The sequence below is a fragment of the Bradyrhizobium sp. AS23.2 genome (assembly GCF_001908185.1).
Taxonomy (GTDB): Bacteria; Pseudomonadota; Alphaproteobacteria; order Rhizobiales; family Xanthobacteraceae; genus Bradyrhizobium.
This window is the reverse complement of the sequence record NZ_LGHM01000085.1, coordinates 35,618-47,731: the sequence shown is the minus strand read 5'-3', so window position 1 is coordinate 47,731 and position 12,114 is coordinate 35,618. Positions and strand designations below refer to the sequence as shown.

Below are 12,114 nucleotides of genomic sequence, written 5' to 3'. Positions count from 1 at the left end.
ACCGCAGTGAAGCAGGAAGGAGAGAGCGGCACGGCCGAGCTGCAAAAGTCCCTGCAAGAGGAGCGCGAAAAGGCCGGCCGGCTGGAGCAGGATCTCGCGGCGGCGCGGCGGGAGGTTGAGACGCAGACCGTGTTGGTCGTGAAGGTGCGCGCCGAAGCAGCCGAAGCAAAGCAGGAACAGAGCGGCACGGCCGAGCTGCAAAAGTCCCTGCAGGAGGAGCGCGAAAAGGCCGGCCGGCTGGAGCAGGATCTCGCGGCGGCGCGGCGGGAGGTCGAGACGAAGGCCGCGTTGGCGGCGAAGGCGTACGCCCAAGCCACCGCAGTAAAGCAGGAAGGAGAGAGCGGCACCGCGGAATTGCAAAAATCGGTGCAGGAGGAGCGCGAAAAGGCCGGCCGGCTGGAGCAGGATCTTGCGACGGCGCGGCGGGAGGTTGAGACGCAGACCGCGTTGGTCGTGAAGGTGCGCGCCGAAGCAGCCGAAGTAAAGCAGGCGGGAGAGCGCGGCACGGCGGAACTGCAAAAATCCCTGCAGAAGGAGAGCGAGAGGGCCGGGCGGCTGGAGCAGGAACTCGCCCTCGCGCGGAGCACGAAGGACACGCCTGTCGCCGGTCAGGTTGCACAGGCCAGGCGGGTCGAGGCAGAGGCGGCAAAGCCGGTCGCGGCAGAAACGGTGGCAGTCGCCAACGCGCGCAGAGAATTTCCGGCAAATCCAGACGACGCCCAGGACCTGGCAAGGTTGGTGGCGCGCGCGAGGATATTGCTTGGGCAGGGTGATATCGGCTCGGCGCGGATCGTGCTCGAGCGCGCCGCTGAGACTGGCAATGCCCAGGCGAGTTTCATGCTCGCCGAAACCTACGATCCGCTGATTCTGCCCCAATGGGGGACTTATGGGACGCGCGGCGATGCAACGAAGGCGCGCGCGCTCTACGCGAAGGCCGAGGCCGGTGGAGTCAAGGAGGCGAAACAGCGATTCGACGCGCTGCGCCAATAGGCAAAGGAGCTGATCGATGAACAGGTGTCCTGGAATGCATCCGCTGCTCTTGCTTGCGGCATTGGCTTCGCTCCATTTCATTCAGCCGTCCTCGGTGGATGCGCAAACGAAGAACGTCCCGATACATGCCACGCGGGCGGTGCGGCAGGAGCCGCCGAACCCGAGAGCGGCGATCAACGCCTGGACGGTCGGTCTGGCCGGAGGTCTCATCGAGGGCGCGCCCATACGTCTTGCCGCAGAGATGGCCCGCGTGGTTGATGACGGTGACAACTTGCATGTTCTGCCGGTCGTGACGCGTGGCCCCACGGAGAACCTCAACGCGCTGCTCTATCTGCACGGCATCGACGTGGCGATTATCAATGCCGACGCGCTCGACGAGTACAAGAGCCAGGTCCCCGATATCCAGCGCAGGCTTGCCTACGTGCTCAACCTGTTCCCCTCCGAATTGCATGTGTTCGTTCGGCCGGAGATTGCCAGCCTGAAAGACCTCGTCGGCAAGAAGGTGAACTTCAATACCCTGGGCACCACCGCAGCCTATTCGGGGCCGCTCATCTTCAGTCGTCTCGGTCTCGACGTCGAAAAGACGTTCATCCCGCATCAGCTCGCGCTGGAGCAGATGCGCAAAGGCGACATCGCGGCGGTCGTGTTCGTGACCTCGAAGCCGGTCGATGCCTTCTTGCGGGGTCGCTGGGATGCTGGTTTCAAGTTTCTGCCGGTCCCTTATGAAAGCAAGCTGGAAGACTACTATCTTCCAGCGGCTCTGGATGCGAACGATTATCCAAACCTGATCAAGCAGGGTGAACGCGTGGCGACGATCGCCTTGCCGACAGCGCTAGTGGCCTTCAATTGGCGGGCCCGTTCGAACCGGTTTGATCGGGTCGCGCGCTTTGTCGATCATCTGTTCTCACGGATCGACCGGCTGCAGGCGCCCGGTTTCGATCCGAAATGGAAATCGATCAACCTCGCCGCGACCGTTCCCGGGCTTACGCGCTTCCCTGCCGCGCAGGCATGGCTCGATGGCCACGCCCGCGCCCAGGCAGCGCAATAACAGAGGAATGATCGTGATTGTCATTCCGATCCCAATCGCACTCACGGTCGCAAGTGGGATAGTGCTGGCACAGGGAACGAACGATCTGATGGAGCAGCTTCGTGCCTGCTCCGCTCTGGAGCGCGCGGACCGCCTGGAATGTCTCGATCGGCTGTCCCATGCCGTCGCGCCTCCGGCGAATTCTGCGCCGGCGGAGGGCGGCTGGATTGTCAGCCAGACGACGTCTCCCGTGGACTACACGCCGATTGCGACCGCCACGATTTCATCGCGCGAAGCTGCAGCCGGCTCGGCTATGCAGCTCTCGATCCGATGCCGCGGCGGACGGACCGAACTGGCGGTCGCGGGACATGCCCTGCCTGGCCGCGGCGACGGCTATGTCGTTTCTTACCGCGTGAACGGCGGCCATCCGGTGCAACTCGCAGGCAATGCGGCGGCATTCGGTGACGGCGTCGCGTTCGCCGGTGATGTGGTCGGGTTGTTGCGATCGCTTCCGGGTGAGGGAGAACTCGACATCCGCCTCCAGCCCCGGCTGGGAGCGGCCAGAGAGGCAACGTTCTCCCTGACCGGGCTGGAGAAAGTACGGGCGAAGATAGAGGCCGCGTGCAAATGGCCACATGCCCTAGCAAGGCCCAACGACCGCTAAAAAGGCGTACAGCAGGTCGAAGCCAAGGGTCGGGACCACGAACAGGTCCATGGCGGCAACATCTGGCACATGGTTACGCAAGAAGGCGCGCCATCCCTGGCTGGGCGGCCCGCGCCGCTTGACCATGTATTTGGCGACACTTGATTGCGCGACCTCAAACCCGAGCTTGAGTAGCTCGCCTTGAATGCGCGGCGCGCCCCATAGCGGATTTTCGAGGCTCATCCGCCGGATCAACACGCGCAGCTCCGCTTCGATTTGTGGCCGCCCTCCCATGCGGCGCGACTTCCAACGCCAATAGCGGTGAAAGCCCGCCCTGTGCCACCGCACCAGCAGCGTCTCGGGCCGGATGATTGTGAGAACCTGCAGGATTGAGGGAAACCAGCTAGAGCGTCTCCAGCAGGGCCGACCGCCTGGCGAGGCTCGCGCGCTTGAACAAGCTTACCGAGTTGTCGTCTGCAGCCCTGTGGGCAGTCTCCAGCAGCTGGCTGACATCGTCGACCGAGAAGATGGTAGGCAGCTTGACCCGCCGGCGCATCGTAGCCATCCGGTCTGTCGGATCGTCCTTTCTGATGCCCTCAAGGACCAGGAAGCGGTGCAAACCACGGATGACGGCTCGCCGGCCGACGATCCGAGCTTAGGTGGGCCAGGTAATCCAGAGCTCGCCCAATCGTCGGTTCCTGTCCATTGGCCCGCCCGAGAGATCCGATTGATGATCATAAGGCAATCTCTGAGGAAGCCAGCGTGAACAGGTCGGTCTAGACTCCGATGGAACAGGAGAGACTCAGGTCGAACGAGAAACGACACCTGACCTGCACACTCATATCTGTAATTCGCATAAGGTATATTATGGAATATATTTATCTGAAATTAGATCAGATATTTAGGCCGAACTTCTCCCACGGCGCCTTCGCTCAGGGTCCGTTCTCGGCTTGGCGCTTGACCATCGCCTCAGCTCTTGACGGCTACTGTGCATGGGGTTGTTTTTCAGTTTTTGAAACCGGTCCATGTGCCGAAAGCCGATATTGCCGTGACGTTGTCCGGCTGCAATAAGCGAAGCTCGCGAGATCGCCTTCTGACCCGACGTCCGTATAGGTTTGCATCTCACAACAAGAACAATCCTTCTGAGGAAGCAGACCCATGAGCTTTTCCCGACGCACGCTTCTCAAGGCCTCTGCCGCGACCGCTATCTTTGGCGGCGTCAGCGCGCCTTATGTGGCGCGTGCCCAGGCCGCCGAGTTCTCCTACAAGTTCGCCAACAACCTGCCGGAGTCGCATCCGTTCGTGGCCCGGGCCCGTGAGATGGCGGCTGCGATCAAGACCGAGACCAACGGCCGGTTCGACTTGCAAGTCTTCCCGAACAGCCAGCTCGGCTCCGACACCGACATGCTGAGCCAGGTGCGCTCCGGCGGCGTCGAGTTCTTCACGCTGTCCGGCCTGATCCTGGCCACCCTGGTACCGGCAGCCTCGATCAACGGCATCGGCTTTGCGTTCCCGGACTATCCCACGGTCTGGAAGGCCATGGACGGCGAGCTCGGCGCCTATGTCCGCGGCGAGATCAACAAGGCCGGCCTGGAGGTCATGGAGAAGATCTGGGACAACGGCTTCCGCCAGACCACGTCGTCGACCAAGCCGATCAACGGCCCGGACGACTTCAAGGGCTTCAAGATCCGCGTGCCGGTGTCGCCGCTGTGGACCTCGATGTTCAAGGCGTTCGATGCCTCGCCCGCCTCGATCAATTTCAGCGAGGTCTATTCGGCGCTCCAGACCAAGATCGTCGAGGGCCAGGAGAACCCGCTGGCGCTGATCTCGGCGGCGAAGCTCTACGAGGTCCAGAAGTACTGCTCGCTGACCAACCATATGTGGGACGGCTTCTGGTTCCTGATGAACCGCCGCGCCTGGCAGGCGCTGCCGGACGATATCAAGACGATCGTCGCCAAGAACGTCAACGCGGCCGCCGTCAAGGAGCGCGAGGACACCGAGAAGCTCAATGCGACCGTCAAACAGGAGCTGACCGGCAAGGGCCTGGTGTTCAATCAGCCCGAGGTCGGGCCGTTCCGCGACAAGCTGCGTGCGGCCGGATTCTACGCCGAGTGGAAGGGCAAGTACGGCGAGAAGGCCTGGGATCTGCTCGAAAAGTCCGTCGGCAAGCTGTCGTAACGCGTAAGCAATAGGGGCCTTGCCATGGCTCATGTCGACATGACGCCAGCCGTGGCCGGCGAGGTGGCCGAGCCCCCTCGCCGCCGGCCTGTGCTTGGTTCCATCGAGCTTGCTCTCAAATGGCTAGTCGAGATCCCGGCGGCGATCCTGGTCGTCGCCGAGGTCGTGATCCTGTTTGCCGGCGTGGTGTCGCGCTATGTGCTGCATGCCCCGCTGGTGTGGTCGGACGAGCTGGCCTCGATGCTGTTCCTGTGGCTGGCGATGCTGGGCTCGGCGGTCGCGTTTCGCCGCAACGAGCACATGCGGATGACGGCGCTGGTCGCCAGTGCCGGCCCGCGACTCTGGGCCTATCTCGACGTGGTCGCGACCTGTGCCGCGCTGGCCTTCCTGTTGCTGATCGTGCGCCCGGCCTATGAATACGCCTACGAGGAAAGCTTCATCACCACGCCGGCGCTGCAGATCTCCAACACCTGGCGCGCCGCGGCGCTGCCTGTGGGCATCTGTCTGATGGTGCTGTTCGCGCTGCTGCGGCTGCTCCGCGTCGGGGACCTCAAGACCTTGCTGGCGGCTGCGGCGACCGTCGTCGTCCTGATCGCCCTGTTCTGGTTCGCGCAGCCGCTGCTCAAGCCGCTCGGCAACATCAACCTGATCATCTTCTTCGTCGGCGTGGTCGGCTTCTGCGTGTTCGCGGGCGTGCCGATCGCGTTCGCGTTTGGACTTGCGATCTTCGGCTATCTCGCGCTGACCACCCGGACGCCGCTGATGGTGCTGGTCGGGCGCATGGACGAGGGCATGAGCCATCTGATCCTGCTCTCGGTGCCGCTGTTCGTGTTCCTCGGGCTGCTGATCGAGATGACCGGCATGGCGAAGGCCATGGTGGCGTTCCTGGCGAGCCTGCTCGGCCATGTCCGGGGCGGCCTGCATTACGTGCTGGTCGGCGCCATGTACCTGGTCTCCGGTATTTCCGGCGCCAAGGCGGCCGACATGGCGGCGGTCGCGCCGGTGCTGTTTCCGGAGATGAAGCAGCGCGGCGCCCGTCCCGGCGATCTCGTTGCGCTCCTGGCGGCCACCGGCGCCCAGACCGAGACCATACCGCCAAGCCTCGTGCTGATCACCATCGGCTCGGTGACCGGCGTTTCGATTTCGGCATTGTTCACCGGCGGTCTGCTGCCCGGCTTCGTGCTGGCGCTGACTCTGTCGGGGCTGGTGTGGTGGCGCTACCGCGGCGAGGACCTCAGCCACGTCCAGCGCGCGACCTCGCGCGAGATTGCGCGGACATTCCTGGTCGCAGTCCCTGCCCTGGCCCTGCCGTTCGTGATTCGCTACGCCGTCGTCGAAGGCATCGCCACGGCGACGGAAGTGTCGACCATCGGCATCGTCTATGCGCTCCTGATCGGGCTCCTGATCTACCGGCAGTTCGACTGGCGGCGGCTGCTGCCGATGCTGATCGAAACCGCCTGCCTGTCCGGCGCCATCCTGCTCATCATCGGCACGGCGACCGGCATGGCGTGGGGCCTGACCCAATCCGGCTTCTCTCGTGCGCTCGCGGCCTCCATGACCGGCCTGCCCGGCGGCTCGGCGACCTTCATCGCCGTCTCGATCCTGGCCTTCGTGATCCTCGGCAGCGTGCTGGAGGGCATTCCGGCAATCGTGCTGTTCGGGCCGCTGCTGTTTCCGATCGCGCGCCTTGTCGGGGTGCACGAGGTGCACTACGCCATGATCATCATTCTGGCGATGGGTATCGGGCTATTCGCCCCGCCGTTCGGCGTCGGCTATTATGCCGCCTGCGCCATCGGACGCGTCGATCCGGCCGAAGGCATCAGACCGATCTGGGGCTATCTGCTGGCGCTGCTTGTGGGATTAATCATCGTCGCGGGCTTCCCGTGGATTTCGATCGGATTCCTGTAAGCCTGCGCGTGAAGGAGGGTGTCCATGAGTGAGCTGCAGAACCAGTACAATATCGGTCTCGACAAGACGCCCGCCAACTACGTGCCGCTGAGCCCGCTGAGCTTCCTGGCGCGCAGCGCTGCGGTCTATCCCGATCACGTCAGTGCGGTCTATGAGGGGCGCCGTTTCACCTGGCGTCAGACGCATGAGCGCTGCAGGCGCTTTGCGTCCTGGCTTGCCGGCAAGGGCATCGGCACCGGCGACACCGTCGCGGCGATGCTGCCGAACATTCCGGCGATGAACGAAGCGCATTTCGCAGTGCCGATGACGGGTGCCGTGCTCAACGCGCTCAACATACGCCTTGACGCGCCGTCGATTGCGTTCCAGCTCGAGCATGGCGGGGCCAAGATCCTCCTGGTCGATCCGGAATTTTCGGCCGTCATCAGCGACGCGCTCGCACAAATGAATGGGCCGAAGCCGTTCGTGGTCGACGTCGATGACGCCTCCTTCAAGGGCGGCAAGCGCATCGGCGAGATCGAGTACGAGGCGGCCGTTGCGCAGGGTGACCCGAATTTCGTGGCGATCCCGCCGAAAGACGAATGGGACGCGATTGCGCTGAGCTACACCTCGGGCACGACAGGCAATCCCAAGGGCGTCGTCACGCATCACCGCGGCGCCTATCTCAACGCGGTCAGCAACATCCTCGCCGGCAATCTCGGCCAGCATCCGGTTTATCTCTGGACCCTGCCGATGTTTCACTGCAACGGCTGGTGCTTTCCCTGGACCATTGCGGCCGCCGCCGGCATCAATGTCTGCCTGCGCAAGGTCGAGCCGACGAAAATCTTCGAGCTGATCAAGACGCACGGCGTCACCCACATGTGCGGCGCGCCGATCGTCTACAACGTGCTGATCAACGCGCCCGATGCGCCGAAAGGCAATGCGGCGCACCGCGTCGTCGGGTTGATCGCAGGTGCTGCGCCACCGGTCGCGGTGCTGGAAGGCGCTGAAAGCATCGGCATCAAGCTGACGCATGTCTACGGTTTGACCGAGGTCTACGGCCCTGCCTCCGTCTGCGCCGAGCAGCCCGGCTGGGACGAGCTTCCCGCCGCCGATCGCGCGCGCATGAAGCGCCGGCAGGGCGTGCCCTACCCGCTCGAGGAAGGCGTCACCGTGATCAATCCGCAGACCATGCAGGAAGTGCCGCGCGACGGCGAGACCATCGGCGAGGTCATGTTCCGCGGCAACATCGTGATGAAGGGCTATCTCAAGAACGAGAAGGCCACGAAGGAAGCCTTCGAAGGCGGCTGGTTTCACACCGGCGATCTCGGCGTGCTCGACGCGCATGGCTACGTCATCATCAAGGACCGCTCCAAGGACATCATCATCTCCGGCGGCGAGAACATCTCCTCCGTCGAGGTCGAGGACATCCTCTACAAGCACCCGGCCGTGCTGTTCGCGGCCGTGGTCGCAAAGCCCGATCCGAAATGGGGCGAGGTGCCCTGCGCCTTCGTCGAACTGAAGGACGGCGCGAGTGCAACCGAGGCCGACATCATCGCGTTCTGCCGGTCGCATATGAGCGGCTTCAAGACGCCGAAGGCCGTCGTGTTCGGACCGATCCCGAAGACCTCGACCGGCAAGATCCAGAAATTCCTGCTGCGCAACGAGGTGGGATCCTCGAAGGCGATCTCGGCCTGAGCCCGTTCCGGCCTCAGACACACTAGCGAATTGTCGAGCCTGGTGCGCGCTCCTATACCGGCAAGGCCGTACTGCGCTGCGCTTGGCAGGCGTACTCAGTGCGTCTCCAGCCGCAGCCCGTCATAGGCCGGGATCACGCCAGATGGCAGCGATTGCCGGATCACCTCGTAATCGACATCGGCCGTCATGTTGGTGATGACGGCACGCTTCGGCTTGAAGCGCTCGATCCAGGACAGCGCGTCGTTGATGCTGAAATGGCTGGAGTGGCTGGCGTAGCGCAATCCATCGACGATCCAGAGATCGAGATTTTCCAATGCACCCCAGCTCTCGCGCGGGATGTCGTTGAGGTCGGGTGTGTAGGCGGCATTGCCGATGCGATAGCCGAGCGCGGGGATCTGGCCGTGCTGCACCAGGAAGGCCCGCAGCGTCACCGCGCCCCCCTTCCCCAAAATCGTCTGGCTCTCGCCCGCCTCGATTCCATGCCGGGTCAGGATCGGCGGATAGTCGCTGCCCTCGGGCGAAATGAAGCAATAGGAGAACCGCGCCATGATGTCTTTGGCGGTCGACTGGTTGAAATAGGTCGGAATCCGTCGGCGCATGTGCAGCACGACCGAGCGCAGATCGTCCATGCCGTGTGTCTGGTCGGCATGCTCGTGGGTGAGAAACACCGCGTCAATGTGATCGACATTGGCGTCGATGAGTTGTTCGCGCAGATCGGGCGAGGTGTCGATGACTATGCGCGTCGTGCCGTGCTCGGCGGTGTGCTCGACCAAGAGCGAGCAACGGCGGCGACGGTTCTTTGGATTGCTGGGATCGCAGGCGCCCCAGCCGAGTGCCGGGCGCGGCACGCCGGCGGAGGAGCCGCAGCCCAGGATCGTCAGCGTCAGCGTCATGCAGCTCTCAGTCCTAAGCTTTCACCTTGGAGAACAGGCGGAAGAAATTTTCGGTGGTCTGGCGGGAGATATCATCGAGCGACGCGCCGCGCGTTTCGGCGAGCACTTTTGCGACCTCGACCACATAGGCCGGCTCGTTGCGTTTGCCCCGGAACTTGCCCGGCGCAAGATAGGGTGAGTCTGTTTCAACCAGAATACGGTCAGACGGCAATTCGGCCGCCAGCGCACGCAAGGCATCCGACTTCTTGAAGGTCAGGATGCCCGTGAAGCCGATATAGAGCCCAAGCGATACCGCCTTCAGCGCCAGCTCGCGCCCGCCGGTGTAACAATGCAGCACGGCGCGAAACGATCCCTTTGCCGCCTCCTCTTCCAGGATGCGGGCGCAATCCTCATCCGCCTCACGGGTGTGGATCACCAACGGCAATCCGGTCGCCCGCGCGGCCGCGATGTGGGCGCGAAAGCCCCTCGCCTGCGCTTCCGGCGAGCCGTTGTCATAGAAATAATCGAGCCCGGTCTCGCCGAGTGCGACGACCTTCGGATGCTCCGTCAGTGCTATCAGCTCGTCCGGCGAAATGCCGTCCTCCTCATCCGCGTTGTGCGGATGAGTGCCTACCGAGCAATAGACGTCGTCGTAGCGCTCGGCAATCGCGAGCAGGTCTTTCAGACGCCGCACCCGCGTCGAGATCGTGACCATGCGGCCGATGCCGGCCGCACGTGCACGCGAGACGATCCCGTCGAGATCTTCTGCAAAGTCAGGAAAATCCAGGTGGCAGTGACTGTCGACCAGCATCGTGCGAACGCCTCAGGCCGCCGGCTCGATGTAGCGCGGGAACGCCGGCGTCGGCGCCGGCAGCGTCGAGCCGGGCGCGATCCGCCTGGCTCCGCCGAGCATGGCGAAGTCGCGTTCATCATCGGGAACGCCGAGGCTGTCGAGCAGCAATCCCGAGGCGGTCGGCATCGCCGGCTGGGCCAGGATCGCGATCTGGCGCACGACTTCAGCGGTGACATAGAGCACCGTCCTCTGCCGTGCAGGGTCGGTCTTGGCGAGCGCCCACGGCGCCTCGCCCGCGAAATAGCGGTTGGCTTCCGCGACCACAGCCCACACGGCATTGAGCCAGTGATGGATCTGCTGCGTCGCCATCGCTTCGCGGCTGGCCGCGACCATACCGTCGGCCATCGCCAAGATCGCCTTGTCGTTGTCGCTGAACTCGCCTGGCTCCGGCAGCACGCCGCCGAGCTGTTTTGCGATCATCGACAGCGAGCGCTGCGCGAGGTTGCCGAGATCATTGGCGAGATCGGCATTGATGCGCGCGACGATGGCTTCATGATTGTAGTTGCCGTCCTGTCCGAACGGCACCTCGCGCAGGAAGAAATAGCGCATCTGGTCGACGCCGTACTGATCGGCGAGATTGAAGGGGTCGACGACGTTGCCGACCGACTTCGACATCTTCTCGCCCCTGTTGAACAGGAAGCCGTGGGCATAGACCCGCTTCTGCACAGGGATTCCAGCCGACATCAGGAACGCGGGCCAATAGACCGCGTGGAAGCGGATGATGTCCTTGCCGATGATGTGCACATCAGCCGGCCAGTAGCGCCACTTCTCGTCGCTTTCATCGGGGAAGCCGACGCCGGTGATGTAGTTGGTGAGCGCATCGACCCACACATACATCACGTGCTCTTCGTCGCCGGGGACCTTGACGCCCCAGTCGAAGGTGGTGCGCGAGATCGAGAGATCGCGCAGGCCGCTCTTGACGAAGCTCACCACCTCGTTCTTGCGGGAGTCCGGACCGATGAAATCGGGATTGTCCGTGTAGAGCTTGAGCAACTTGTCCTGATAAGCCGACAGGCGGAAGAAATAGCTCTTCTCCTCGACCCATTCGACCGGCGTGCCCTGCGGACCAAGGCGCACGCCGTCATCGTTCAGGCGCGTCTCGTCCTCGGCGTAATAGGCTTCGTCGCGAACGGAGTACCAGCCGGAATAGGTGTCGGCATAGATATCGCCGTTCGCTTCCATGCGCCGCCAGATCTCCTGGCTGGAACGATGGTGCTGTTCTTCAGTGGTGCGGATGAAGCGGTCGAACGAGACATTCAGACGCTCATCCATCTCCTTGAAGCGGCCGGCGTTACGGGTCGCGAGCGCGGACGGGGTAAGGCCCTCGTTCTGCGCGGTCTGGATCATCTTCAGACCGTGCTCGTCGGTGCCGGTCAGGAAGAACACGTCCTTGCCGTCGAGCCGCGCAAAGCGCGCCAGCACGTCGGTCGCGATCGCCTCATAGGCGTGGCCGATATGCGGGCTGCCATTGGGATAGGCGATCGCGGTCGTGATGTAGAAAACGTTGTCGCGTGCGGGTGCTGCAACGGCCGCTGCAGCCTGCGGCGGAGCGACAGCCTTCGGGGCGCGCGGCGCCTTCGGCTTGGGAGCCTTCGGAGCGGCGGCAGCGGCCGGTACGACGGCGACGGGAGGAGCAGTCACCCTCGCCTTCTTGGCCACCTTCTTCGCTGGAGCCTTGCTCGCCGAAGTCTTGGCTGGCTTCGCGGTGGCTTTTTTCTTCGAGACTGTCTTGGCAACGGCCTGCTTCTTCGCGGTCTTCTTGCCGGCCTTCTTTGCCGTCTTCGCTGCGCTCTTCTTCACGCGCGTCTTGGCGGCAGCCTTCTTGCGCTTCTCGACCTTCTTGGCAACCTTGCGCGCGCGCGCCTTCGTCGCCTTCTTGGTGGCTTTTTTCGCAACCTTGTTCTTGCTGCTCTTGCCCTTAACGGTCTTCTTAGCTCGCGTTGCCACCACGAATTCCTTTACCGGCTTC

Annotated in this window: 10 protein-coding genes and 1 pseudogene; 6 read left to right on the top strand and 5 right to left on the bottom strand. The window is 63.5% G+C overall.

From position 1 onward, the window contains the following. The 3 genes and pseudogenes from AC630_RS45505 to AC630_RS18940 all read left to right on the top strand — a co-directional run. Positions 1 to 990: pseudogene (locus AC630_RS45505) on the top strand (hypothetical protein); the annotation flags it as partial. A gap of 16 nt (positions 991 to 1,006) precedes the next feature. Further along, the gene (locus tag AC630_RS18945) at positions 1,007 to 2,038 is read left to right on the top strand and encodes a TAXI family TRAP transporter solute-binding subunit (RefSeq protein WP_143198147.1); all 1,032 of its coding nucleotides are present in this window, start codon (positions 1,007 to 1,009) and stop codon (positions 2,036 to 2,038) included. A 7-nt stretch (positions 2,039 to 2,045) separates the two neighbouring features. Beyond that, positions 2,046 to 2,681 (top strand): hypothetical protein, encoded by a 636-nt coding sequence (locus AC630_RS18940; protein WP_074120002.1) that lies wholly within the window; start codon positions 2,046 to 2,048, stop codon positions 2,679 to 2,681. On the opposite strand, the gene AC630_RS18935 is transcribed toward AC630_RS18940, so the two are convergent. Then, complete coding sequence (locus AC630_RS18935) at positions 2,658 to 2,918, bottom strand: hypothetical protein (protein WP_143198146.1); 261 nt, start codon at positions 2,916 to 2,918, stop codon at positions 2,658 to 2,660. The two genes, AC630_RS18940 and AC630_RS18935, sit on opposite strands and share 24 nt — an antisense overlap. 145 nt (positions 2,919 to 3,063) lie before the next feature. Further along, positions 3,064 to 3,225, bottom strand: coding sequence for a hypothetical protein (locus AC630_RS45500; protein WP_167561241.1), 162 nt, complete (start codon positions 3,223 to 3,225; stop codon positions 3,064 to 3,066). Between the two features lie 593 nt (positions 3,226 to 3,818). On the opposite strand from AC630_RS45500, the gene AC630_RS18925 reads away from it, so the two are divergent. Genes AC630_RS18925 through AC630_RS18915 form a run of 3 tightly spaced genes read left to right on the top strand, consistent with a single transcriptional unit; the run spans position 3,819 to position 8,420 of the window. Continuing rightward, positions 3,819 to 4,838 (top strand): TRAP transporter substrate-binding protein, encoded by a 1,020-nt coding sequence (locus AC630_RS18925; protein ID WP_074119999.1) that lies wholly within the window; start codon positions 3,819 to 3,821, stop codon positions 4,836 to 4,838. Between the two features lie 24 nt (positions 4,839 to 4,862). Further along, positions 4,863 to 6,746 (top strand): TRAP transporter large permease, encoded by a 1,884-nt coding sequence (locus AC630_RS18920; RefSeq protein WP_074119998.1) that lies wholly within the window; start codon positions 4,863 to 4,865, stop codon positions 6,744 to 6,746. Positions 6,747 to 6,770: 24 nt separating this feature from the next. Continuing rightward, on the top strand, positions 6,771 to 8,420 hold the full coding sequence (locus tag AC630_RS18915; RefSeq protein WP_074119997.1) for an acyl-CoA synthetase: 1,650 nt from the start codon (positions 6,771 to 6,773) through the stop codon (positions 8,418 to 8,420). Positions 8,421 to 8,515: 95 nt separating this feature from the next. Here AC630_RS18915 and AC630_RS18910 read toward each other — a convergent pair whose 3' ends face one another. From AC630_RS18910 to metG, 3 genes are read right to left on the bottom strand one after another with little or no spacing between them, the layout of a single operon-like run. Next, the gene (locus tag AC630_RS18910) at positions 8,516 to 9,313 is read right to left on the bottom strand and encodes an MBL fold metallo-hydrolase (protein ID WP_074119996.1); all 798 of its coding nucleotides are present in this window, start codon (positions 9,311 to 9,313) and stop codon (positions 8,516 to 8,518) included. Between the two features lie 13 nt (positions 9,314 to 9,326). Beyond that, positions 9,327 to 10,103 carry a TatD family hydrolase gene (locus AC630_RS18905; RefSeq protein WP_074119995.1) on the bottom strand — a complete coding sequence of 259 codons (777 nt, stop codon included), beginning with the start codon at positions 10,101 to 10,103 and terminating at the stop codon, positions 9,327 to 9,329. A 12-nt stretch (positions 10,104 to 10,115) separates the two neighbouring features. After that, positions 10,116 to 12,092: a methionine--tRNA ligase gene (gene metG / locus AC630_RS18900; RefSeq protein WP_074119994.1), complete on the bottom strand. Its 1,977-nt coding sequence runs from the start codon at positions 12,090 to 12,092 to the stop codon at positions 10,116 to 10,118. Positions 12,093 to 12,114: the final 22 nt, after the last annotated feature.

Bases quoted from the DNA above. Each gene is read 5' to 3' on its own strand.
- AC630_RS18910 (WP_074119996.1), bottom strand. From the start codon at position 9,313: ATGACGCTGACGCTGACGATCCTGGGCTGCGGCTCCTCCGCCGGCGTG.
- AC630_RS18915 (WP_074119997.1), top strand. From the start codon at position 6,771: ATGAGTGAGCTGCAGAACCAGTACAATATCGGTCTCGACAAGACGCCC.
- AC630_RS18940 (WP_074120002.1), top strand. From the start codon at position 2,046: ATGATCGTGATTGTCATTCCGATCCCAATCGCACTCACGGTCGCAAGT.
- AC630_RS18905 (WP_074119995.1), bottom strand. From the start codon at position 10,103: ATGCTGGTCGACAGTCACTGCCACCTGGATTTTCCTGACTTTGCAGAA.
- AC630_RS18920 (WP_074119998.1), top strand. From the start codon at position 4,863: ATGGCTCATGTCGACATGACGCCAGCCGTGGCCGGCGAGGTGGCCGAG.
- AC630_RS18945 (WP_143198147.1), top strand. From the start codon at position 1,007: ATGAACAGGTGTCCTGGAATGCATCCGCTGCTCTTGCTTGCGGCATTG.
- AC630_RS18925 (WP_074119999.1), top strand. From the start codon at position 3,819: ATGAGCTTTTCCCGACGCACGCTTCTCAAGGCCTCTGCCGCGACCGCT.
- AC630_RS45500 (WP_167561241.1), bottom strand. From the start codon at position 3,225: ATGGCTACGATGCGCCGGCGGGTCAAGCTGCCTACCATCTTCTCGGTC.